At 64.1% G+C, this 18612-nt stretch carries 20 protein-coding genes and 1 pseudogene; 11 read left to right on the top strand and 10 right to left on the bottom strand.

Annotated features, from left to right (window positions below; all coding sequences use genetic code 11):
• The 4 genes and pseudogenes from ISS20_RS16205 to smpB all read right to left on the bottom strand — a co-directional run.
• Positions 1–342, bottom strand: a pseudogene (locus ISS20_RS16205) (anti-sigma factor); the annotation flags it as partial.
• A gap of 23 nt (positions 343–365) precedes the next feature.
• Positions 366–917 carry a sigma-70 family RNA polymerase sigma factor gene (locus tag ISS20_RS16200; protein ID WP_291438036.1) on the bottom strand — a complete coding sequence of 184 codons (552 nt, stop codon included), beginning with the start codon at positions 915–917 and terminating at the stop codon, positions 366–368.
• Positions 918–950: 33 nt separating this feature from the next.
• Positions 951–1322 carry a hypothetical protein gene (locus ISS20_RS16195; protein WP_291438035.1) on the bottom strand — a complete coding sequence of 124 codons (372 nt, stop codon included), beginning with the start codon at positions 1320–1322 and terminating at the stop codon, positions 951–953.
• 147 nt (positions 1323–1469) lie between these two features.
• Positions 1470–1943 (bottom strand): SsrA-binding protein SmpB, encoded by a 474-nt coding sequence (gene smpB, locus ISS20_RS16190; protein ID WP_056063871.1) that lies wholly within the window; start codon positions 1941–1943, stop codon positions 1470–1472.
• Positions 1944–2073: 130 nt separating this feature from the next.
• Here smpB and ISS20_RS16185 point away from each other — a divergent pair, with 130 nt between their 5' ends.
• Positions 2074–2514, top strand: coding sequence for a type II toxin-antitoxin system RatA family toxin (locus ISS20_RS16185; protein ID WP_291438034.1), 441 nt, complete (start codon positions 2074–2076; stop codon positions 2512–2514).
• A complete protein-coding gene (locus ISS20_RS16180) occupies positions 2507–2872 on the top strand; it encodes an RnfH family protein (protein ID WP_291438033.1) in 366 nt (121 codons plus the stop codon). Before ISS20_RS16185 ends, ISS20_RS16180 begins: the two co-directional genes overlap by 8 nt.
• Before the next feature lie 42 nt (positions 2873–2914).
• Here the strand turns inward: ISS20_RS16180 and ISS20_RS16175 are convergent, their stop codons facing one another.
• Positions 2915–3457, bottom strand: a complete 543-nt coding sequence (locus ISS20_RS16175) for a DUF4124 domain-containing protein (RefSeq protein ID WP_291438032.1) — start codon at positions 3455–3457, stop codon at positions 2915–2917.
• Between the two features lie 108 nt (positions 3458–3565).
• On the opposite strand from ISS20_RS16175, the gene guaB reads away from it, so the two are divergent.
• The 4 genes from guaB to guaA all read left to right on the top strand — a co-directional run bounded on the left by guaB (position 3566) and on the right by guaA (position 7455).
• On the top strand, positions 3566–5041 hold the full coding sequence (guaB, locus tag ISS20_RS16170) for an IMP dehydrogenase (RefSeq protein WP_055398151.1): 1476 nt from the start codon (positions 3566–3568) through the stop codon (positions 5039–5041).
• A gap of 93 nt (positions 5042–5134) precedes the next feature.
• Positions 5135–5392, top strand: coding sequence for a type II toxin-antitoxin system prevent-host-death family antitoxin (locus ISS20_RS16165; RefSeq protein ID WP_291438038.1), 258 nt, complete (start codon positions 5135–5137; stop codon positions 5390–5392).
• Complete coding sequence (locus ISS20_RS16160; RefSeq protein ID WP_291438031.1) at positions 5389–5823, top strand: type II toxin-antitoxin system VapC family toxin; 435 nt, start codon at positions 5389–5391, stop codon at positions 5821–5823. The genes ISS20_RS16165 and ISS20_RS16160 overlap by 4 nt, the downstream gene beginning before the upstream one ends.
• A gap of 12 nt (positions 5824–5835) precedes the next feature.
• On the top strand, positions 5836–7455 hold the full coding sequence (guaA, locus tag ISS20_RS16155) for a glutamine-hydrolyzing GMP synthase (protein WP_291438030.1): 1620 nt from the start codon (positions 5836–5838) through the stop codon (positions 7453–7455).
• 155 nt (positions 7456–7610) lie between these two features.
• On the opposite strand, the gene ISS20_RS16150 is transcribed toward guaA, so the two are convergent.
• The gene (locus ISS20_RS16150; protein WP_291438029.1) at positions 7611–8519 is read right to left on the bottom strand and encodes a hypothetical protein; all 909 of its coding nucleotides are present in this window, start codon (positions 8517–8519) and stop codon (positions 7611–7613) included.
• A 445-nt stretch (positions 8520–8964) separates the two neighbouring features.
• On the opposite strand from ISS20_RS16150, the gene ISS20_RS16145 reads away from it, so the two are divergent.
• Complete coding sequence (locus ISS20_RS16145) at positions 8965–10038, top strand: DUF6352 family protein (protein WP_291438028.1); 1074 nt, start codon at positions 8965–8967, stop codon at positions 10036–10038.
• Between the two features lie 100 nt (positions 10039–10138).
• Here the strand turns inward: ISS20_RS16145 and putA are convergent, their stop codons facing one another.
• Positions 10139–13891, bottom strand: coding sequence for a trifunctional transcriptional regulator/proline dehydrogenase/L-glutamate gamma-semialdehyde dehydrogenase (gene putA / locus ISS20_RS16140; protein ID WP_291438027.1), 3753 nt, complete (start codon positions 13889–13891; stop codon positions 10139–10141).
• A gap of 139 nt (positions 13892–14030) precedes the next feature.
• On the opposite strand from putA, the gene ISS20_RS16135 reads away from it, so the two are divergent.
• From ISS20_RS16135 to rlmD, 3 genes are all read left to right on the top strand, one after another.
• The gene (locus ISS20_RS16135; RefSeq protein ID WP_291438026.1) at positions 14031–14504 is read left to right on the top strand and encodes an Lrp/AsnC ligand binding domain-containing protein; all 474 of its coding nucleotides are present in this window, start codon (positions 14031–14033) and stop codon (positions 14502–14504) included.
• A gap of 82 nt (positions 14505–14586) precedes the next feature.
• The gene (locus ISS20_RS16130; protein ID WP_099730513.1) at positions 14587–14883 is read left to right on the top strand and encodes a hypothetical protein; all 297 of its coding nucleotides are present in this window, start codon (positions 14587–14589) and stop codon (positions 14881–14883) included.
• A gap of 58 nt (positions 14884–14941) precedes the next feature.
• The gene (gene rlmD, locus ISS20_RS16125; protein WP_291438025.1) at positions 14942–16405 is read left to right on the top strand and encodes a 23S rRNA (uracil(1939)-C(5))-methyltransferase RlmD; all 1464 of its coding nucleotides are present in this window, start codon (positions 14942–14944) and stop codon (positions 16403–16405) included.
• 71 nt (positions 16406–16476) lie between these two features.
• On the opposite strand, the gene ISS20_RS16120 is transcribed toward rlmD, so the two are convergent.
• Both ISS20_RS16120 and ISS20_RS16115 read right to left on the bottom strand, forming a co-directional pair.
• Positions 16477–16851: a hypothetical protein gene (locus ISS20_RS16120; RefSeq protein WP_291438024.1), complete on the bottom strand. Its 375-nt coding sequence runs from the start codon at positions 16849–16851 to the stop codon at positions 16477–16479.
• Between the two features lie 112 nt (positions 16852–16963).
• Positions 16964–17659 carry a Bax inhibitor-1/YccA family protein gene (locus tag ISS20_RS16115; RefSeq protein WP_291438023.1) on the bottom strand — a complete coding sequence of 232 codons (696 nt, stop codon included), beginning with the start codon at positions 17657–17659 and terminating at the stop codon, positions 16964–16966.
• Positions 17660–17881: 222 nt separating this feature from the next.
• On the opposite strand from ISS20_RS16115, the gene ISS20_RS16110 reads away from it, so the two are divergent.
• Positions 17882–18289 carry a heme-binding protein gene (locus ISS20_RS16110; protein ID WP_015014564.1) on the top strand — a complete coding sequence of 136 codons (408 nt, stop codon included), beginning with the start codon at positions 17882–17884 and terminating at the stop codon, positions 18287–18289.
• A 252-nt stretch (positions 18290–18541) separates the two neighbouring features.
• Here ISS20_RS16110 and hemP read toward each other — a convergent pair.
• On the bottom strand, positions 18542–18612 hold a 71-nt coding region (gene hemP / locus ISS20_RS16105), incomplete at its 5' end, for a hemin uptake protein HemP (protein ID WP_291438037.1).

The raw sequence follows: 18612 nt of genomic DNA, 5'->3' as shown, positions 1-18612 counted from the left end.
CTGGCTGCGGCCCGTCCAACCCAGCACAAAAGCCAGCAGGACCGATGCAGCCATGCCACCCCAACGCCACCACTGCGCCTGTTGCTCCCGGCGGTCTGTGGCGCGCAATGCTGCGGCCAGCAAGGCATCGGGAACGGGGCCGTGGAGAAGGTCCTGGTGCAGGTCGTGCAGCCGCTGCCGCTGCGCCTGCCAGTGGGCCAGTGTGGCCTGAGCCTCCTCATCGTCCCGCAGTTGCTCGCGCAACGCCTGTGCCTGAGCGGGCGACAACTGGCCGTCCACAAGGGCATGCCAGGCGCTGCTCTCTTCTGCGCGTGCTGGGGGGGCTGGGTATGTCGGGTCCATGGTGGAGGATCGGGTCAGGGTGGCTATTTGAGACGGCGCAGTGCAGGCGTCGTGCCTGCGACTGCGCCCGCCTGGGCGGCCAGTACAGCCGGTGCGGTGCCTGATGTGAGCTCCCGGTCCATCAGCACTCGCAGGCGCATGCGGGCCCGCGACAGGCGTGACATGACGGTACCCACCGGAATGCTCAGGATGCGTGCAGTGTCTTCGTAGCTCATGTCCTCCATCGCCACCAGCAGCAGCACGGCCCGCTGGTCGGCGGGCAGGCGCTGCAGGCAGCGCTCCAGGTCCAGCGCGTCATCCGAGGGTGCGCGTGCTCCTGGCAGCTGGTCTTGAATCTCGTCGATGTCCAGGGGGGGCACCGCTGGCAACGCGCGGCGCTGGTTGAGGTGTTGGTTATGCATCAGAGTGAACAACCACGCGCGCAAGTCGCTGCCCGTGCGCCACAGCAGCCACTTGCTGCAGGCCCGCTCCAAGGTGTCCTGCACCAGGTCATCAGCCGCCCAGGCATCGCCCGTCAGCACCCGCGCGTAACGGCGCAGGCCCGGCAGCTGTTCGATGACCTGGGAGCGATTCATGCCGTGCGGGGCCTGTGCGGCGTTGAAGGGTTCTCAGGGCCGTGCGGTGCGCCAGACCTGGTTCACGCCGTCGCCGGTCTTGTCACCGGGCTTGGTGTCCTTGATCCAGTAGTACAGCGGCTTGCCCTTGTAGGCCAGCTGGGTCTTGCCATCGTCACGGGTAATGACGCTGTAGTCGCCGCCAGGGGCCTTACTGGCCATCAGCGGTGGCCAGTTGGTGGCGCAGGGGCCGTTGCATATCGACTTGCCACTGCCCGCGGCATCGCGGTCAAACGTATAGAGCGTCATGCCGCCTGCGCCGACCAGTACGCCGTCCATGGTCTTCACGGGCGAGTCGTCCATGGTGGCGCAGCCAGCCAGTGCAGCGGCTGCGACGAAGGCGGCCATCGAGATCAGTTTCTTCATGGGTTTCTCCAGAGGGTGGTGCAGGCGGAGGCGAATGCTGCCTTGCACCCGGACAAACACATGGGCGTAGCGATTTATTCCACGGTGCCGCAAAAAAATCTTAAGCGCCGGGGGCAGGGTACACACAGACTGCATCGCGCGCCGGAATCAGCGGCTGCGACTCTTCATAGCGCGCTCCACCTCGCGCTTGCCTTCGCGGTCCTTGATGGTGTCGCGCTTGTCGTGCTCGGCCTTGCCTTTGGCCAGGGCGATCTCGCACTTCACGAAGCCGTTCTTCCAGTGCAGGTTGATGGGTACCAGCGTGTAACCCTTTTGCTCGACCTTGCCAATCAGGCGCTTGATGTCGTCCTTCTTGAGCAGCAGCTTCTTGGTGCGCGCCGATTCGGGGTTGACATGGGTGGACGCTGTCTTGAGTGGCATGATCAGGCAGCCGAGCAGATACAGCTCGCCATCGCGGATCAGCACGTAGCCATCGGTCAGCTGCACCTTGCCCTCGCGCAGCGCCTTGACCTCCCAGCCGTGCAGCACCATGCCCGCCTCGTGGCGCTCCTCGAAGAAGTAGTTGTAGGCCGCTTTCTTGTTGTCGGCAATGCGGGAGGTGGGATCGGGTTTTTTGGCCATGTAGATCAGATGCGGCGCCCTGCGGGAGATAAAAGGTCTCCCTACATACAATTGTGGCCGTTCAGAGACCCGTGATTCTAGTTTCCCCGGCCCGCCTTTCCCCTTCGAAAGCCCCGCGCCAGCTGCCTGCATGAAAACCGTCCACAAGTCCGTCCTTATTTGGTACAGCCCCGAAGAGATGTTTGCCCTGGTCACCGGGGTGGAGCACTACCCGCAGTTCCTGCCCTGGTGCGACCGCGCCGCTGTGCTGGAGCAGACCCGTGAGGGCATGACCGCAGAGGTGGGCATCGCGTTCAGCGGCATTCGCCAGACCTTTGTCACGCGCAATACGCACGAGGTGGGCAGGCGTGTGCAGATGCATCTGGTGAAAGGGCCGTTTTCGCGGCTGGATGGAGATTGGCACTTTCATCCCGTAGGAGACGGCACGCAGCGTGCGTGCAAGGTGGAGTTGATGCTGAACTATGGGTTTGACAGTGCCGCGCTGGCCACGCTGGTGGGGCCGGTGTTTGACCGCATCGCAGGGAGCATGGTCGATGCCTTCGTCAAGCGAGCGGAACAGGTCTATGGCTGAGGTGGGTGGAGGTGCGTCGGCGACCATCGCTATCACCGTCGTCGTCTGTCTGGCTCCGCGCGAGGTGCGCGAATGGGTGCTGGATCTGCCTGTGGGCGCTACCGTGGCGGATGCCCTGCACGCCAGCTGTGGGATGGCTGCGCTGTGTGCGTCGGAGGCGGGTGCTGCACCGCCAGTCGGTATCTGGGGCCGTGCTGCCAAACTGGATGTGGTGTTGCAGCCCCTGGATCGCGTAGAAATCTACCGTCCGTTGAAAGTAGACCCCAAGGTGGCGCGCCGGGAGCGCTTCGCCCGACAAGGCGCGCGCACTACAGGGCTCTTTGCGCGCCGCCGACCAGGGGGCAAGTCCGGCTACTGATGCCGCTGTGCTGATCCGCGCGTTAGCGGAGCAGCATGCAGCTCAGCGTACGCAGTCGGCCGCAACAATCTCGTCGATGCGCTTGGCTTCGGCCGCGCGGGCCGGGCCGTCCAGGAAGATTTTTTCGCCCTGTGCATTGGCTTGTGTGATGGGCTTACCTGCATCGAACGCCGCTTTGGCTGCGCGTGCGCGGGTGCAGTTTTCGGCTTTGGCCTTGGCGATCTTTTCGTCCTCGGCCTTTTTCTTGGCAGCCTCTGCGGCCTCAGCCTGGGCTTTCTTCTCTTCCAGTTCCTTGTCCTTACCGGTACCTGCGGCGCTGGCTGCGGCCTTGGGTGCAGCGGCTACCGCTGGGGTTGCGCCCGGGCCCGGGGCTGCATCGGAGGCTGATGGTGCGGCCGGGGCCGCAGTGCGTGCCGGGCGGTTGCCCCCAGGCTGTTTCAGGATGCTTTTTTCGGGGATATCGGGTGGCGGCGGACGGTCACTGAAGACTTTGCGCCCGTCTTTGTCTGTCCACTGCCATTGCGCCGCCGCGCCCATGGCCCAGGTGCAGGCCACGGCCAGCAGGAGAAGCTTGTGCATTTTCATGCGGACAAGTTTATCCATGTGACTCAGCCCCCGCCAGTGCGTTGAAGACGGGCGGGCGCGTTTTCACCACATGCGGCGCGGGTACAATCCGTCTTTTGGAGCTTTCTCATGCGCCTTCTTGGAAAAGCGCTCACCTTCGACGATGTGTTGCTGGTGCCAGCGTACTCCCAGGTCCTGCCCAAGGACACGTCCCTCGCGACGAAACTCTCCCGCAATATCCAGCTGAACTTGCCGCTCGTGTCCGCCGCCATGGACACCGTGACAGAGGCTCGTCTGGCCATAGCCATTGCCCAGGAGGGCGGCATCGGCATCGTGCACAAGAACCTCACGGCGCAAGAGCAGGCTGCTCATGTGGCCAAGGTCAAGCGCTACGAGTCGGGCGTGCTGCGTGATCCCGTGGTCATCACCCCCGAGCACACCGTGCTGCAGGTGCTCCAGCTGTCCGAACAACTGGGCATCTCTGGCTTTCCCGTGTGCGACGGCGGCAAGGTGGTGGGTATCGTTACCGGCCGCGACCTGCGCTTCGAGACCCGTTACGACGTCAAGGTCCACCAGATCATGACCCCGCGCGAGAAGCTCATCACGGTCAATGAAAAAGAGGGCACCACGCCGGCCGAAGCCAAAGCGCTGCTCAACAAGCACAAGCTCGAACGCATCCTGGTCGTGAACGACGCCTTTGAGCTCAAGGGCCTGATCACGGTGAAGGACATCACCAAGCAGACCAGCTTCCCCAACGCTGCCCGCGATGCCGCAGGCCGCCTGCGCGTAGGCGCGGCGGTGGGTGTGGGTGAAGGCACCGAAGAACGCGTTGAAGCGCTGGTCAAGGCCGGTGTGGATGCCATCGTGGTGGACACGGCCCACGGCCACAGCAAGGGCGTGATCGACCGCGTGCGCTGGGTCAAGCAGAACTACCCGCAGATCGACGTGATCGGCGGCAACATCGCGACCGGCGCTGCAGCCCTGGCACTGGTTGAGGCCGGTGCAGATGCTGTCAAGGTCGGTATCGGCCCAGGTTCCATCTGCACCACCCGCATCGTGGCGGGGGTGGGTGTGCCCCAGATCATGGCCATCGACAACGTGGCCACGGCCCTCAAGGGCACGGGCGTGCCGCTGATCGCGGACGGCGGTATTCGCTACAGCGGCGACATCGCCAAGGCCCTGGCCGCTGGCGCTGGCACGGTGATGATGGGCGGTATGTTTGCGGGCACTGAAGAAGCGCCCGGCGAAGTCATCCTGTTCCAGGGCCGCAGCTACAAGAGCTACCGCGGCATGGGCTCCATTGGCGCCATGCAGCAGGGCAGTGCCGACCGCTACTTCCAGGAATCGAGCACCGGCAACCCTAACGCGGACAAACTCGTGCCCGAAGGCATCGAAGGCCGCGTGCCCTACAAGGGCTCCATGGTCAGCATCGTCTACCAGATGGCTGGCGGCGTGCGTGCCTCCATGGGCTACTGCGGTTGCGCCACGATCGAAGAGATGAACAACAAGGCCGAGTTCGTCGAGATCACCACCGCCGGTATCCGCGAAAGCCACGTGCACGATGTGCAGATCACCAAGGAAGCGCCGAACTACCGCGCTGACTGATCGTTGTAAGCTGATCTGGTCTGATTGAAAAAATCTGGTCAGACTGATATAGTCTGGTCTGAATTCACCATTCAGGCCAGACTTTTTTATTTTATGCAGTCCGTCGGCATCTATGAAGCGAAAAGCAGGTTCTCTGCCTTGATCGAACTGGTCGAGCAGGGCGAGGAAGTGCGCATTACCCGCCATGGCAAAGAGGTGGTGCGCATGCTTCCCGTGCGCCGCCGCCCAGTGATTTCCGACGAGCAGATTGCGCGCGAGCTGGACCAGATGGACGCGCTGCATGCCGGCATTCAACCCGCAGGGTCATCGACGGTGGAAAGCCTGCGCCACACTGGGCGGAGTAAAGCATGACCGCCTTCGTGCTCGATGCATCGGTCACCGCCGCCTGGCTGCTGCCTGACGCGACCAGCGAACACACCCGCCGCCTGTACACCCTGATTCGCCGCGACGAGGTGGAGCCTCAGGCGCCCAACCTCTGGCACTGGGAGTGCCACAACATCCTGGCCAGTGGCGTGAACAGCGGGCGCATCCCCGCCACATCCGTCGAAGGCCTGTGGGGCGTGCTCGAAGCCATCCGCCATCGGGTGGAGCTGCACGAACTGGCGCCTGCCCAGCACAAAGCCGTACTCGACGTGGCACTGGAGACCGGCCTGCCCACCTTTGATGCGGCCTATCTGTGGCTCGCCCGCTCGCTGCGCTTGCCCCTGGCCACCTTTGATCCCAAACAGGCCGCTGCCGCACGGCGCAGCGGTGTCCCACTTCTCGATCTCTCACGCCTCTGACGGACCACCACCATGCAACACCAGAAAATCCTCATCCTCGATTTCGGCTCGCAAGTCACCCAGCTCATCGCCCGCCGCGTGCGCGAGGCCAATGTGTACTGCGAAGTGCACCCTTGCGATGTGACTGACGAATGGGTGCGCGACTATGCCAAGGACGGTTCGCTCAAGGGCATCATCCTGTCGGGCAGCCACGCCAGCGTGACCGAAGACACCACCGACCGCGCGCCGCAAGCGGTGTTCGATCTGGGTTTGCCCGTCTTGGGCATCTGCTACGGCATGCAGACCATGGCGCAGCAGCTGGGTGGCAAGGTGGAAACCGGCCACAAGCGCGAGTTCGGCTTTGCGGCTGTGCGTGCACGTGGCCATACCGCGCTGCTCAAAGACATCGCCGACTTCACCACCCCCGAAGGCCACGGCATGCTCAACGTGTGGATGAGCCACGGCGACAAGGTCACCGAGATGCCCCCGGGCTTCAAGCTCATGGCCAGCACCGACAGCTGCCCCATCGCCGGCATGGCCGACGAAGACCGTCGCTTCTACGCCGTGCAGTTCCACCCCGAAGTCACGCACACCGTGCAGGGTAGGGCGCTGCTGGACCGTTTCGTGCTGGGCATCTGCGCTACCCGCCCTGACTGGGTGATGCGCGACCATATCGCCGAGGCTGTGGAGCAGATCCGCCAGCAGGTGGGTGATGAAGAAGTGATCCTGGGTCTCTCAGGCGGTGTGGATTCGTCCGTGGCAGCAGCACTGATCCACCGCGCCATTGGCGACCAGCTTACGTGCGTGTTTGTGGATCACGGCCTGCTGCGCCTCAATGAAGGCGACATGGTCATGGACATGTTCGTCGGCAAGCTGCACGCCAAGGTCATCCGCGTGGATGCGAGCGACTTGTTCCTCGGCAAGCTGGCTGGCGTGAGCGACCCTGAGCAAAAACGCAAGATCATTGGTGGCTTGTTCGTGGATGTGTTCAAGGCCGAGGCTGCCAAGCTCAAGGCGGCAGGCAATGGTGCCAAGGGGGCCACCTTCCTTGCCCAGGGCACGATCTATCCTGACGTCATCGAATCCGGCGGCGCCAAGAGCAAGAAGGCCGTCACCATCAAGAGCCACCACAACGTGGGCGGCCTGCCAGAGCAGCTGGGCCTCAAGCTCCTGGAGCCCTTGCGCGACCTGTTCAAGGACGAAGTGCGAGAACTCGGCGTGGCCCTGGGCCTGCCGCCCGAAATGGTCTACCGCCACCCCTTCCCCGGCCCCGGCCTGGGCGTGCGTATCCTGGGCGAGGTCAAGAAGGAATATGCTGACCTGCTGCGCCGCGCCGATGCCATCTTCATCGAAGAGCTGCGCAACTTCCGCGACGAAGCGACCGGCAAGACCTGGTACGACCTCACCAGCCAGGCTTTCACCGTGTTCCTGCCCGTCAAAAGCGTGGGCGTGATGGGTGACGGCCGCACGTATGACTACGTTGTGGCCCTGCGCGCCGTGCAGACCAGCGACTTCATGACCGCCGACTGGGCAGAGTTGCCTTACGCGCTGCTCAAGAAGGTGTCAGGCCGCATCATCAACGAAGTGCGCGGCATCAACCGTGTGACGTACGATGTGAGCAGCAAGCCGCCAGCGACGATTGAGTGGGAGTGATGAGCCATAGGGCGCGGTAACTCGCTCCCTATATTGCCTCGTACGCCTCGTTTGCTGGTCATGCCCTTTGGTGAAGCAGTCTCACGCTCCTCCGCAAGCGCAGTCTATGTTGCGGTCCTTCGGACTAGCAACAGGCGCAGACCGCCAGTGGTGCCTCAGGCTTTCACTTCGCCCGTCAGCCGGTCATAGATCCGTCCGTCGTAGTTAATGATGTTGCCGGTGGCCGTATCGAGTCGGCTCCGCTTGTAGGTTCCCGCGCCTTTGCCGTCCAGGCCGATGTAGTCGGCATTGGCATAGGCGACCCGATTGTTCTCGGCCACGATGCCCTCCTTGGTCCATTTGTTGCTCGTGAGCCATTCAGACACGTTGGTTCCTGTGGGCGGATTGATCTCCCCATTCATGCGCATTTTTGTCAGTGTAGGGTCCATGTTGAAACCCTCGGCGGCCAACAGGGCGCTGGGGTTCTTCCGGTAGTAGGCCGCTGTCTCCTCGGACATCTTGGAAAGGTCGCTTCTTACCAACGTCGATCCATCCGTTGGATATTTGGACAGATTGCCGCTTCGAATGGACTCGTAGTCAGCAGCGAACTCTGGGTGGTTCTTGAAGAACATGTAGCGCCCGACGACTGTATCGTCACCGCCGCTGAGGACCATCGCGTGCATCCTGATGTAGTCTGGTGGTTCGTAGTCTGCCGCAAAAGTGGCGCCCAGCCCTTTTTCCCATTGCTTGAACTCTTCCAGGTTCTTGAAAGGGACGGTGGCTACTGCTTTTTCGGCTGTCGTCGTGGAGCTCGTGGCTGCCGATGGGGTCGTACTCTTGGCATAGAGGTTCGTGGTGGACGTGTAAGCCGTTTTGTCAGAGGAGGTGGCGCCTGCCGCCGTGCCAGCTGCGGCGGACTGAGTTTCTGCAGACAGCTCCTCCAAAGTGGCTCTCAGCTCCTTGAGGAAGGTGAGCGGGTCCGCGTCGGAGTGGTTTTGAGCTGTGCGCTCCGCAGCGCGAGTTGCCAGGGCGCTGGACACCCCCATGGAGGTCAGGAGATTGGCGGCTTGAGAAATATCGAGCATGTGGGACTCCATCGTCGGTTGGTCGCTTGCGCAGGCTGTGGAAATAGCGAGCTTGGTTGATCATCCTTCAATCCCCAGCGTTCAATCACCGCGAAAGCAGCAGGAATCCCGGGCATTTCCTACCGATGGAGCCGTGGGTTAAGCGTGTATGCATCCCAATGAGCGCTGCGGCTTGGAATGTGGGGTGCGGGGCGTGAGCCAATGCGCCCGCTATGGCTATCTGTGCATTGGCTTTCTGAGCGCACAGCCAGGGTCTGCAGATGCAGGCGACGGGGGGACTCGAGCGTGGATTTCCCTAGTGCCGAACCTTGCTCGATAAGATCGAATCCTATTCGGATTGATTTTTGCCGCGGCTTGAAAACGAGCTTGTTCCCTCTGCCGCCTCCCCGATTCGTGATTCCCTATCTTTGTCCTGTTCGTCTTTTGAAGTGGCTCGTAAATCTCCATGCCTACCTTTGTTCCTGATTTCTGGCCCAACAGCGGGCTGACGCACCTGGCGCGCAACGAGCGCGGGTGGCTGAGCGCCACGGATGCGTATGTTCGGCACCTGCTGAGCCGCCCGGAACTGGCGCTGGTGCTTGAGTCGTGCGCGGCTGAGGTTGCGTTGCACGAGGCGTTGAAGGCATCGCCTGCGCGCCGTGTGGCCCCGGAGGAGCTGGCCCAGATCCAGGACGACGACGCCCGCGAAAACTACACCGTGTTCCTGCGTTTTCGCGATGACCTGCTGGCCGCCGGCACGTTGGAGGCGTATTACCTGCAGCTCATGCGCAGTGGGGTGGTGAACGTGCCCGCCGTGTTCATTGACGCCGTGGTGCAGGCGCTGCTGCGCAACCTGCTGGACGACTGCAACGACGCCTTCGAAGCCCGCGCCGCCGAGATGCTGTTTCGCTCGCAGCGCATCACCTTGCAAGACGGGCAAATGCTGGCAGGCGACCGGGCCACGCTGGACACGCTCAACGAAACAGCGGGCCTGGGCGAGGTGGGACGCTTGCTGTTGCAAAGCGGTGCACTGCAGCCCACGGCGCAGGTCAAGGTGCTGTCGGCCGACAATGCGGCGCAATATTGGCAGGAGAGCGACCGCCACCACTTTCTGCTCGACCTGACCCATGAGCTGACGCAGGACCTGAGCCATGGCCTGACCTTCAAGATGACCCGCGCCCGATCCGGCCTGAAGGCGCTGGCGCGGGTGCTGGAGCGCTGGGTCGCCCACCTGCTGGGCGTGCAGGTGTTGATTGAGCCCGTGCACCAGGTCACCGACAGCGCATGGCGCTGGCATGTGGGGCTGGACGTGGAGTCCACCGCCATCCTCAATGACCTGTACCAGGACCGGTCGGTAGAGGTCGAGCGCATGGCGCGGCTGGTGAGCCTGTTCAAGCTTACCTTTGCCAACCCGGCCGAGATGCGCCCCGATGTGGCGGGCAAGCCGGTGTATCTGGGGTTGGCGACCAACGCCGAGGGGGTGGTGCGCATCAAGCCGCAGAACCTGTTGCTCAATCTGCCGCTGGCATCGGCATCTTGATTGCTATTGAATCAATAGCTGCTAGCGCATGAGAAATATGCGCTAGCGGCCAATTTGACTCAAATTTCTCCCTGACGGATGACAACCAAGTGCCGTGCGCTCATCCGATGGTCATCAGGCTCGCGTTTCCCCCTGCCGCCGCCGTGTTCACGCTCAACGCGCGTTCGATGACCAGGCGTTCCAGCGGGATGTCCGTCGCGCCGGGCTGGAGCGCAGTCACGCCCACGATGGGCCCGGTTCGGCGGGCGAGTGCGGTGCACACGGCCTGCAGCGAGGGGGCGTTGCCGTGGTGCAGCACTGCATCCAGCTCCAGCGTGCCGTCGTTCAGCGTGTTGTCTTGCAGCATGACTTGCGCTTGCACCAGCGAGGGCAGCAGCGTGCGCAGGTGGGCCTGGGCCGTGGGCCACAGGGCGGTGCCGCCGCTGGCAAGCACGGCGGCCGTCTGCACCAGCAGCTCGTCCGTGCTTTGCGCCAGACACAGCACGCGGGCACGGGGCGCCAGGGTGTAGACGTTGCGCTCCCCGGTGGGGCCGGGCAGGGTGCGGGCGGTGCCGCTTTGGGTTTGCTGGGCAAAGCGCTGGCAGGTGGCGGCCAGCGTAGCGTTGCCTTGTCGCTGCGCCCATTGCTCCAGCGTGGTCAGCGGTGCCAGCAGGCGCTCGCGCCGCTCGGTGTCGGGTGGGCTGAAGCGATCAGCTTCGGCAAAGGTGCGGGCCAGCGCATCGGCCGGGCGCTGCGAAAGCAGGCGCAGCAGGTACAGCGGCCCGCCTGCCTTGGGGCCCGTGCCGGACAGACCTTCGCCGCCAAAGGGCTGCACGCCCACCACGGCGCCGACCATGTTGCGGTTCACATACAGGTTGCCAGCATGGGCGCGGTTGACCACGCGGGCGATGGTTTCGTCGATGCGGGTGTGCACGCCTTGTGTGAGGCCGTAGCCGGTGGCGTTGATCTGGTCGAGCAACTGGTCCAGGTCGTTGCGCGCGTAGCGCACGAGGTGCAGCACGGGGCCGAAGACTTCGCGCTGCAGCTCGCCGATGTGGTTCAGCTCGATCAGCGTGGGTGGCACAAAGGTGCCCGGTGCGCTGACGCTGACCGCAGAAACGTGGTTCGGGTGCTGGAACACGCGGTGGCCTTGGGCCTTGAACTTCTCGATGTGCTGGATGATGCCCGCTTGTGCTTCGGCATCGATGACGGGGCCCACGTCCACACGCAGCGCTCCGGGGTTGCCCACACGCAGCTCGCCCATGGCACCTTGCAGCATCTCCACCACGCGGTCGGCGGCTTCTTCTTGCACGCACAACACGCGCAGGGCGGAGCAGCGCTGGCCTGCGCTGTCAAAGGCGGACGACACGGCGTCGCCCACCACCTGTTCCACCAGCGCGGATGAGTCCACGATCATTGCGTTCTGCCCCCCGGTTTCTGCAATCAGCGGGATGGGGCGGCCTGCGGCGTCCAAGCGACCTGCCACGGTGCGTTGCAGGATGCGCGCCACCTCGGTGGAACCGGTGAACATCACGCCCATCACGCGGGCGTCGCCGATCAAACGCGCCCCCACGGTTTCGCCCTGGCCGGGCAGCAGTTGCACGGCGGCGCGGGGCACGCCAGCCTGCCACAGCAGGCGCACGGCCTCGGCGGCGATCAGCGGGGTTTGTTCGGCGGGCTTGGCCAGCACGGGGTTGCCTGCGGCCAGCGCTGCCGCCACCTGGCCCATGAAGATGGCGAGCGGGAAGTTCCAGGGGCTGATGCAGGCGACTGGGCCGAGCGGGAGGTGGGTGGCGTTGTCGAAGGTGCTTTGCACCTGGGCCGCGTAGTAGCGCAGAAAGTCCACCGCCTCGCGCACTTCGGCCACGGCGTTGCTGGCGCTCTTGCCCGCTTCGCGCATCAGCAGGCCCAGCAGAGGCAACATGCGGGCCTCCAGCAGGTCGGCGGTGCGCAGCAGGGCGGCGGCGCGCTCGGCGGGCGGGGTGGCGGCCCAAGGGGCTGCTGCGGCCTGGGCGTGGGCCAGGGCCTGGTCGACGTCTGGGGTCGTGGCTTCTTGCACCTGGCCCACCACGTCGTGGTGGTCGGCGGGGTTGCGCACGGGCTGCATGGGGCCTGCGGGGGCATCGGCGCCCAGCAGGGGGGCGGAGGTCCAGGCATGGGTGGCAGTGGCTTGCAGGGTGGTGGCCAGCTCGGTCAGCGTGTTTTCGTTCGACAGGTCCAGCCCGCGCGAGTTGGTGCGGTGCACGCCATACAGGCCCTGGGGCGTGGCAATGCGGGGGTGGGGCAAGCCCGCAGTGCCTTCTGCCGCAGCTTGCTGGTCCACCACTTGCACGGGGCTCTTCACCAGCTCGTCCAGCGCAATCGTTTCGTCGGCAATGCGGTTCACGAACGAGGTGTTGGCCCCGTTCTCCAGCAGACGGCGCACCAGGTAGGCCAGCAGGGTTTCGTGCGTGCCCACGGGGGCGTAGATGCGGCACGGGCGGCCCAGCTTGCCCGCAGTGATGGCACCCACCACCTGCTCGTACAGCGGCTCGCCCATGCCGTGCAGGCACTGGAACTCGTACTGCCCAGCGTAGTAGTTGCTGCCTGCCAGTTGGTAGATGGTGGCCACCGTCTCGGCGTTGTGCGTGGCGAACTGGGGGTACACGGCCTCGGGCGCGGCCAGCAGCTTGCGTGCGCAGGCGATGTACGAAATGTCGGTGTGCACCTTGCGGGTGTATACGGGGTAGTCCGCGAGGCCATCGACCTGGGCGCGCTTGATTTCGCTGTCCCAGTACGCGCCTTTCACCAGGCGCACCATCAGGCGGCGCTGGGTGCAGCGGGCCAAGTCCACCACGTAGTCGATGACGAAGGGGCAGCGCTTTTGGTAGGCCTGGATGACGAAGCCAATGCCGTTCCAGCCCGCCAGCGTGGGCTCGTGGCACAGGCGCTCCAGCAGGTCCAGCGACAGCTCCAGGCGGTCGGTTTCTTCGGCGTCGATGTTCAGGCCAATGTCGTACTGCTTGGCCAGGGCCGTGAGGCGCAACACCAGCGGGTACAGCTCGTCCATCACGCGGCCAAACTGTGAGCGGCTGTAGCGCGGGTGCAGGGCCGAGAGCTTGATGGAGATGCCCGGCCCTTCGTAGATGCCGCGCCCGGCAGAGGCCTTGCCAATCGCGTGGATGGCTTGTTCGTACGAGGCGTAGTAGTGCGTGGCGTCTTCGCTGGTCAGCGCCGCCTCGCCCAGCATGTCGTACGAATAGCGAAAGCCCTCGGCCTCCATCGTGCGGGCGTTGCGCAGGGCCTCGTCAATGGTTTCGCCGGTCACAAACTGCTCGCCCATCATGCGCATCGCCATGTCCACGCCTTTGCGGATCAGCGGCTCACCGCCTTTACCGATCAGGCGGCTGAGCGAATTGCCCAGGCTGCCTTCGCTGTGTGTGGCCACCAGCTTGCCGGTGATCAGCAGGCCCCAGGTGGCGGCATTGACGAAGAGCGACGGGCTCTTGCCCAGGTGGGCATCCCACTGGCCGTGGCTGATCTTGTCGCGGATCAGCGCGTCGCGCGTGGCCTTGTCGGGGATGCGCAGCAGCGCCTCGGCCAGGCACATCAGCGCCACGCCTTCTTGCGACGACAGCGAAAACTCTTGCAGCAGCCCTTGCACGATGCCCGCGCGCCCGGCGCTGGCCTTGCGTTCGCGCAGTGCCTTGGCAATGCGCAGGGCCAGTTGCTCTGCCGACGCTGCCTGATCAGCGGGCAATCGGGCCTGGGCTAGCAGCGGGGCCAGGGCTTCGGGCTCGGGGCGGCGGGTGGCGGCGGTGATGGCTGCGCGCAGCGGGTTGTTCAGCGGCGTGCGGGGCGCAAAGTCTGCAAACGGGGCGGAGGGCTGCGTCATGGCGGTGTCTTTCAGGGATTTGGCGGTGCCCAACACGGGGGAAAGTGTTGGTTGGGCGCGTTATTGGCGATGATCCTTGGGTTGGTGATGAATAAATGTTCGAAAATTGGCATTAACACCGAATAAATAACTAATCAATATGCAAAATGAACCCGATCTGGACCGGATTGACCGCAAGATCCTGTCAATCCTGCAGGAAGACGGCCGCATTGCCAACCTCAAGCTGGCCGAGGCGGTGGCCCTGTCGCCCACCGCCGTGCTGGCACGGGTGCAGCGCCTCACGCGCGATGGCTTCATCCTGGGCTATGAGGCGCGGCTCAACCCACTCAAGCTGGGCGCGGGCATGCTGGTGTTTGTGGAGGTGCTGCTGGACCGCACCACGCCCAACGTGTTCGATCAGTTCAAGGCCGCCGTGCAGGTGCACCCCGAGATCATGGAATGCCACATGGTGGCGGGCGGGTTTGATTACCTGCTCAAGACGCGATCCGCCGACATGAACGCCTACCGCGTGTTTGCGGGCAATGTGCTGTGGCAGCTGCCCGGCGTGCGCGAGACGCGCACCTATGCGGTGATGGAAGAGGTCAAGCACACCAACCACCTGTACCTGCGCTGACCCCACACCACCCACCGGATTGGCGGTGCTGGCAGAAGCCCGCATAATTCTCGGCAGATCTGCTTGCATGAGGAGCTACACCATGACGACCGCTTTCCCCTATGCCGCCGCAGCCCTGGTGGCTGCCCTGTTCAGCCAGACGGCCGCTGCATCCTGCTACGTCGTCTATGGCCCTGACAAGGACATCGTGTACCGCGCCCCGGTGCCGCCGGTGGACATGTCACGGCAGATCCACGAAACCCTGCCCCTGGTGGCCCCGGGCTCGACGCTGGTTTTTTCGCCCGACAACTTTGGCTGCGAACTCACCATCAACAAGCTGCCACTGACTGCCGTGTCAGCGCCCGGGGGCATGCGGCCTGCGCGCGCTGACCGGGGCTGAAACGGACAGTTCGCAGGGGTGCGGCCAGTGGGCGTGCCGCGCCTGAGACAATCGGGGGATGAGCGAACCGAAAGAACTATCCCCCTCGTTTGAACCCACCGAGCAGAATTCCCAAAGCGACCTGCCCGAAGGCTGGCTGCACGTGCAGTCCATGGACCTGGATGCCCAGGGCGTTGCCCGCAAGTCCGATGGCAAGGTGGTCTTCATCGATGGTGCCCTGCCGTTCGAGCTGGTCACCGCCAACACCCACCGCAAGAAGAACAACTGGGAGCAGGCCAGCCTGGTAGCGATCCACCGCGAGTCGTCCCAGCGCGTGCGGCCGGATTGCCCCCACTTTGGCCTGCACGCAGGCGCCTGTGGCGGCTGCAAGATGCAGCACTTGCACGTGGGCGCGCAGGTGGCCGTCAAGCAGCGGGTGCTGGAAGACAACCTCTGGCATCTGGGCAAGGTCAAGGCCGAGACCATGCTGCGTCCCATCGAAGGGCCCGCCTGGGGCTACCGTTACCGTGCCCGCCTGGCGGTGCGCCACGTGATCAAGAAGGGCCAGGTCCTGGTGGGCTTTCATGAGCGCAAGAGCCGCTACATCGCCGACATGCAGACCTGCAAGATCTTGCCCCCGCATGTCGATGCCATGCTGATGCCCCTGCGCGCACTGATTGCCAGCCTGGATGCCCGCGACACCTGCCCACAGATCGAACTGGCCTGCGGCGACACCGTGACCGCGCTGGTGCTGCGCCACCTGGAGCCGCTGAGCACCGATGACATCGCCCGGCTGCGCGCCTTTGCGGCGGAGCACCATGTGCAATGGTGGCTGCAGCCCAAGGGCCCGGATACAGTAAAGCTGCTGGACGAGGGCGGCGAGCAGCTGTCGTACGCACTGCCGGACTTCGGCATCACCATGCCTTTCAAGCCCACGGACTTCACCCAGGTGAACCCGCACATCAACCGCGTGCTGGTGAGCCGCGCGCTGCGGCTGCTGGACGTGCAACCGCACGAACGCGTGATCGACTGGTTCTGTGGCCTGGGCAACTTCACGCTGCCGCTGGCCACGCAGGCGCGCGAGGTGCTGGGCATCGAGGGTAGCGAGGCCCTGGTGGCCCGCTCGCGTGAGAACTATGCACTGAATCAGGCCCAGGCGCCGGACCACAAAGCGCTGGCAGCTACGGATTTTGTAGCGCGCAACCTGTTCGAGATGACGCCCGAGATGCTGGTGGCCGACGGCACTGCCGACAAGTGGCTGGTGGACCCACCACGCGAAGGGGCGTTTGCGCTGGCCAAGGCGCTGGCGGACATTGAACAGGCCCGAATTGGCGCCGAGGGCGCTAGCCCCTTGCCTGCAGGGGCCGAAGGCTGGACACCCCCGAAGCGCATTGTGTACGTGAGCTGCAACCCAGCCACCCTGGCGCGTGATGCCGGGCTGCTGGTGCATCTGGCTGGCTATCGGTGCACGGCGGCGGGCATGATCAACATGTTCCCGCACACGGCCCATGTGGAGAGCATGGCGGTGTTCGAGCGGGTCTGAGAGTCCGTTAGAAAGATGGTGGACGGAGGGTTCAGCCCTCCGTCCCGTGCCATCGCCACCCGGGCGTCACGTCAGCTCCGGTTGCGGCTGGCTGCGGGGTCGCGGGGTTCGGTTTCGGTATCGGGTGCGCGTTCGCTGCGTTCGGGCTTTTCCACCTTGCCCAGCACCGAGGGCGTGCCCTCGATCTTGTTCTCACGCATGTAGGCGTCCATGTCCTTCCAGCCTGCAAACACCGAGGCCTTGGAGGCCTTGGGATTGAGGGCGTAGCAGTCTTCCAGACCCCGCAGTGCGTGGCGGCAGGCACCGCCAATGGCCTTGGCCTCGGCATCGCGTTGCGCTACGCGCGGGTCGGGGCCCAGGCCCGGGATCTTGTCGCAGCCTGCAAGCAGCAACAGGCCCGCCAAAACCATCAGGCGCAATGCGGTGGAGGGGCTTTGTGGATACATGTACTTGCATTATCGGCACACTGGCCGCGCTATTGAGGCTTGATCCTGGGGCGCTGCCCACAAAAAAGGCTCCCGAGGGAGCCTTTTGATGGAGGTCAAGGGACTGCAGGGCTCAGTCGCGCTCGCCACCCATGATGCCCAGCAGGGCCAGCAGGCTCTGGAACACATTGAAGATGTCCAGGTACAGGGCCAGTGTGGCGCTGATGTAGTTGGTTTCGCCGCCGTCCATGATTTGCTTGAGGTCATACAGCATGTAGGCGCTGAAGATGCCGATAGCAAGCATCGAGATCACCATCATGCCCACGCTGGAGCCCAAGAACACGTTGATGATGCCGCCTACCATGAGCACCAGCGCGCCCACCATCAGCCACTTGCCCATGCCCGACAGGTCGCGCTTGATGACGCTGGCCAGGCTGGCCATGACAAAGAACACACCGGCTGTGCCGGCAAAAGCCGTCATGATGAGGTCAGTGCCGTTCTTGAAGCCCAGCACCATGCCGATCATGCGCGACAGCATCAGACCCATGAAGAACGTGAAGGCCAGCAGCACTGGCACGCCAGCGGCCGAGCGCTTGGTCTTTTCGATGGCGAACATGAAGCCGAACGCGCCGCCCAGGAACACGATCAGGCCCAAGCCGCCCGTCAGCGAGCGGGTGATGCCGGTGGCCACGCCGATCCAGGCGCCCAGCACCGTGGGGATCATGCTCAGGGCCAGCAGCCAGTAAGTATTGCGAAGCACCTTGTGGCGCTCTTCCTGCGAGATGCCATAGCCCGCAGAGTGGCCCAGGGTGGTGACTTGGTCATTCATCTTGTGTCTCTCCTTGTTGGCCTGCACGACGCAGACATCACAAATTCTAGGTGCTGACGCTTTTTTGCTTTGCAATGACCATACCCGGTCACCTACTTTTGGTAAGGATACTTTCACCCTGGCTGGGGGCAACGGCGCCGGGGATGCCGGTATGCTCAGCTCTCTTTGCGTGCCGGGGCGGCCTGTTCGGCCCGGTTTCCTCTCCCACTTTCGGATCCTTTCATGAAAACCAAGCACGAACTCGAACTGGCCGACGTCAAGGCCGTTGCCGCTGCCGCCGAAGCCGAGGCCCTCAAGAACAATTGGGCAGTCACCATCGCCATCGTGGACGATGGCGGCCACCTGCTGTGGCTGCAGCGCCTGGACGGTGCGGCAGCGGTGTCGTCGCACATCGCGCCCTCCAAGGCTCGCACGGCAGCCCTGGGCCGCCGCGAAAGCAAGGTCTACGAGGACGTGATCAACGGCGGCCGTACCTCGTTCCTGAGCGCGCCCACCATTGACGGCCTGCTCGAAGGCGGCGTGCCGATCATGAAGGACGGCCAGTGCCTGGGTGCCGTGGGCGTGAGCGGCGTGAAGTCCACCGAAGATGCACAGATCGCCCGCGCGGGCATTGCAGCCCTGGGCCTCTGATTCGGGGGCTCCCGGCAGGGGGTGCGATTGCTATCATTGTGATAGCTGTAAGCGCATGTTCCACTAGCGCATGGGGCTGAAAACGCTTCAAAACCCTCTGGGAGCATGAAAAAACCGGCCTGTGGGCCGGTTTTTTTGTTGGTGGGGTCGGGGGCGGCAAAAAAAGCCGGGCTACGCGGGAGCAAACCCGTTGGCTGGCAAAAACGACCCTTGCGAGCTTGTTGCAAGCCCGGGAGTCGCCCCACGATGAAACTATTTGGTCAGGATGAGCTTGCCCAGCTTGGTGGCCTGCAGGCGGTACACCGAGCCGTTGTGGCTGATGG

Origin of the sequence: Acidovorax sp. (genome assembly GCF_016783915.1) — a bacterium.
Taxonomy (GTDB): domain Bacteria; phylum Pseudomonadota; class Gammaproteobacteria; order Burkholderiales; family Burkholderiaceae_C; genus Acidovorax.
This window is presented reverse-complemented; position numbering and strand designations above follow the sequence as displayed.

What these genes read in the sequence shown, in the direction of transcription:
- ISS20_RS16120 (WP_291438024.1), bottom strand. Translation starts at nt 16,851, where the DNA reads ATGTATCCACAAAGCCCCTCCACCGCATTGCGCCTGATGGTTTTGGCG.
- ISS20_RS16115 (WP_291438023.1), bottom strand. Translation starts at nt 17,659, where the DNA reads ATGAATGACCAAGTCACCACCCTGGGCCACTCTGCGGGCTATGGCATC.
- ISS20_RS16150 (WP_291438029.1), bottom strand. Translation starts at nt 8,519, where the DNA reads ATGCTCGATATTTCTCAAGCCGCCAATCTCCTGACCTCCATGGGGGTG.
- ISS20_RS16165 (WP_291438038.1), top strand. Translation starts at nt 5,135, where the DNA reads ATGCAGTCCGTCGGCATCTATGAAGCGAAAAGCAGGTTCTCTGCCTTG.
- rlmD (WP_291438025.1), top strand. Translation starts at nt 14,942, where the DNA reads ATGAGCGAACCGAAAGAACTATCCCCCTCGTTTGAACCCACCGAGCAG.
- ISS20_RS16185 (WP_291438034.1), top strand. Translation starts at nt 2,074, where the DNA reads ATGAAAACCGTCCACAAGTCCGTCCTTATTTGGTACAGCCCCGAAGAG.
- ISS20_RS16160 (WP_291438031.1), top strand. Translation starts at nt 5,389, where the DNA reads ATGACCGCCTTCGTGCTCGATGCATCGGTCACCGCCGCCTGGCTGCTG.
- guaB (WP_055398151.1), top strand. Translation starts at nt 3,566, where the DNA reads ATGCGCCTTCTTGGAAAAGCGCTCACCTTCGACGATGTGTTGCTGGTG.
- guaA (WP_291438030.1), top strand. Translation starts at nt 5,836, where the DNA reads ATGCAACACCAGAAAATCCTCATCCTCGATTTCGGCTCGCAAGTCACC.
- putA (WP_291438027.1), bottom strand. Translation starts at nt 13,891, where the DNA reads ATGACGCAGCCCTCCGCCCCGTTTGCAGACTTTGCGCCCCGCACGCCG.
- ISS20_RS16145 (WP_291438028.1), top strand. Translation starts at nt 8,965, where the DNA reads ATGCCTACCTTTGTTCCTGATTTCTGGCCCAACAGCGGGCTGACGCAC.
- ISS20_RS16200 (WP_291438036.1), bottom strand. Translation starts at nt 917, where the DNA reads ATGAATCGCTCCCAGGTCATCGAACAGCTGCCGGGCCTGCGCCGTTAC.
- ISS20_RS16180 (WP_291438033.1), top strand. Translation starts at nt 2,507, where the DNA reads ATGGCTGAGGTGGGTGGAGGTGCGTCGGCGACCATCGCTATCACCGTC.
- ISS20_RS16175 (WP_291438032.1), bottom strand. Translation starts at nt 3,457, where the DNA reads ATGAAAATGCACAAGCTTCTCCTGCTGGCCGTGGCCTGCACCTGGGCC.
- ISS20_RS16110 (WP_015014564.1), top strand. Translation starts at nt 17,882, where the DNA reads ATGAAAACCAAGCACGAACTCGAACTGGCCGACGTCAAGGCCGTTGCC.
- ISS20_RS16130 (WP_099730513.1), top strand. Translation starts at nt 14,587, where the DNA reads ATGACGACCGCTTTCCCCTATGCCGCCGCAGCCCTGGTGGCTGCCCTG.
- ISS20_RS16135 (WP_291438026.1), top strand. Translation starts at nt 14,031, where the DNA reads ATGCAAAATGAACCCGATCTGGACCGGATTGACCGCAAGATCCTGTCA.
- smpB (WP_056063871.1), bottom strand. Translation starts at nt 1,943, where the DNA reads ATGGCCAAAAAACCCGATCCCACCTCCCGCATTGCCGACAACAAGAAA.
- ISS20_RS16195 (WP_291438035.1), bottom strand. Translation starts at nt 1,322, where the DNA reads ATGAAGAAACTGATCTCGATGGCCGCCTTCGTCGCAGCCGCTGCACTG.